General features: G+C 42.4%; 2 protein-coding genes. One reads left to right on the forward strand and one right to left on the reverse strand.

Annotation, left to right across the window (positions count from 1 at the left end):
• The coding region (locus F6K53_RS37105; RefSeq protein ID WP_366511405.1) for an IS1634 family transposase at positions 1 to 824 on the reverse strand (824 nt) is incomplete at its 3' end.
• A gap of 108 nt (positions 825 to 932) precedes the next feature.
• On the opposite strand from F6K53_RS37105, the gene F6K53_RS37110 reads away from it, so the two are divergent.
• Entirely contained in the window at positions 933 to 2,501 is a 1,569-nt protein-coding gene (locus F6K53_RS37110; RefSeq protein WP_293084567.1) for an ISKra4 family transposase, read from the forward strand.
• The last annotated feature ends 37 nt before the right edge of the window (positions 2,502 to 2,538 follow it).

Consider the following 2,538-nt stretch of genomic DNA (forward strand, 5'->3'; position numbering starts at 1 on the left):
AGCATACAAAGAAAAACGTGAGATTTAACTCGGCTTTCAAGGTGATGATAAATGGGACGTACTTTTAAATCCATAGTCTTATAAGAACGAAAAGCCTGTTCAACTTGAGACAGACTTTTGTAAGCTTTGACCGTCCTTGGAGCATCTAAAACTTCCGCCTCTACAGAAGTGCGAATTACATACAATCCATCTAAGGCGGCGGCGACTTTTAAGTCTTGTGGCTTGCGGGAGTATGAAAAGCTGTTGTTCGTGATTTCCAGTTCAAAGAACTTACCGACTCGATACTTATTAATCACCTTACCGACTCGGATACCAATTTGCTCGGCTCCTTTCAAAGCTCTTTTTTTTCGGAGAGTTGCTTGGACAATTTTTTCTAATTCTTCTTCAGTTTTTTGTAATAGTTTTTCTCGTTTTTGTGCGCTTTGTTCAGCAGTCAAAGGGTTGCGACAAGCAATTAATCTTTCCCCCTGATAATCAACCGATTCAACCTCAACTAAATTCTGTTCATCAAACAACCCCAGTTGAATCACCTCTTGCTGGGCGAGTTTTTTGATTTGAGGGGCTGTCAAAGCGGTAATCCAATTCTTATCCTCCCCAGAAGACAATTCTTGGTCTATTCTCGTCTGAGTAATCATTCCTCTATCTCCGACCCAGATAATTCTTGATAGTCCAAAGCGATCACGGACTTTTTCGATTTGTTTTGCCAAGGTCGTTGTATCGGATGTATTTCCTTCAAAGACTTCTACTGCTATGGGACATCCTTCTCGGTTACACAGTAAGCCAAATACTATTTGGGTGCGGCTCTTATAGAAATACGGTATTATTTAAAATAACAAAACTAACAACCTTGTCAGAGTAAGGCTTTGAGTCAAAAAAACCGTTAAGTGACGTTTGTTGTACATAAGTGGAAAACCGGGGTGAAATTCAGAGATATGCAAGGATCGTACTCAAATGAAGACATCTTCTTTTCACCAGCACGAGAGCTATTTGAAGAAATCGTAGAGTGGTTGGGTTCAGATCGGGTTTGCGGTTTAGAGCATGGGGAGTTAGAGAACAAATTACTGGAGAACGGGTACGAACTATTAAGACGGCTTCTGCAAGGTTATTTTGATAGACGTAGTGATGACGAGATTGAAGGTGAGTGTTTGGGTAGTGACCAAGCCAGAAGAACTCATAAGAAGAAGTTGACTCGTAAACTGACCACCTTATTTGGAACCGTAAGAGTCAATCGAATTGGTTATGGAGGAAGGAAGCTCAATTCCCTGAGTCCATTGGATGCGGAATTAAACCTACCGCCATCCCAATATTCCCACGGACTGACAGAGCGAGTCGCAGTAGAAGTAGCCCGTTCGGGGTTTGGTGAAACAGTAGAGATAATTTCCCAAACAACCGCAGCCAAAGTTGGTAAGCGTCAAGTGGAAGAATTAGCCTTCAATAGTGCCTGTGACTTTGACCAATTTTACCACCAGCAACAATCACATATAGAGCAATCTCCACAAACAGGGGAAATAGTAGTGATTACTGTTGACGGTAAAGGTGTAGTGATGCGTACAGAAGATTTACGTGCTCATACCAGAAAAAGGGCGCTGGCTTCGAGCAAGAAGTTAAATAAACGATTAACGAAGGGTGAAAAACGAAACTCGAAGCGAATGGCTACAGTAGCTTCGGTTTATACGATTGACCCATTCGTGCGCACACCTGAACAAATTGTCAATCCGGAAGGGGAGGAGGTAGATAAAAAAGAACTCAAAAGACCCTTGCCTCAATCCAAGCGTGTTTGGGCAAGCTTAATTAAACAGCCAGAAGTAGTTATTAGCGAAGCATTTGACGAGGTATTGCACCGCCGAAGCACTCAACAAAAACACTTTTGTGCTTTGGTCGACGGTAATAAAACTCAATTATCGCTGTTGAATAAGTTTGCTCGCAAACACCAGATTAACTTAACAATTGTTCTCGATATTATCCATGTAATTGAATATTTATGGAAGGCGGCATTTGCCTTTTATTCCGATACCAGCAAACAAGCGGAGGATTGGGTAAGTAAAAGGATACTACTCATTCTTCAAGGACACTCAAGTACAGTTGCTGCTGGGATGCGTCGCAGTGCCACATTACGCAAACTCTCCCCATCACAACGTAAACCGGTGGATAATTGTGCCAGATATTTACTCAACAACGCGGCTTACCTCAAATACGATGATTACCTCAGAGCCGGTCTTCCCATTGCCACTGGGGTAATTGAAGGTGCTTGTCGTCATCTGATCAAAGACCGGATGGATATTACTGGAGCTAGATGGAGCCTTCAAGGAGCTGAAGCTGTTTTACGTCTTCGCTCACTTTACCTTAGCGGTGATTGGCATCAATATTGGCAGTTTCACTTAAAACAAGAGTATCAACGCAATCACCATGTTTTGTATCTTGATGGTGTTCCTTTGATGAAACGACTCCTTTATGCTCGTTGCTCTACTACTGCTCCCACTACTCTTCCGATAACTGTCTAAGACTTTATCCTTAGTCTTCCTAAAAGAGCCGCACCCA

The sequence above is a fragment of the Moorena sp. SIO4A1 genome (assembly GCF_010672065.1).
GTDB lineage: Bacteria > Cyanobacteriota > Cyanobacteriia > Cyanobacteriales > Coleofasciculaceae > Moorena.

Bases quoted from the DNA above. Each gene is read 5' to 3' on its own strand.
- F6K53_RS37110 (WP_293084567.1), top strand. From the start codon at position 933: ATGCAAGGATCGTACTCAAATGAAGACATCTTCTTTTCACCAGCACGA.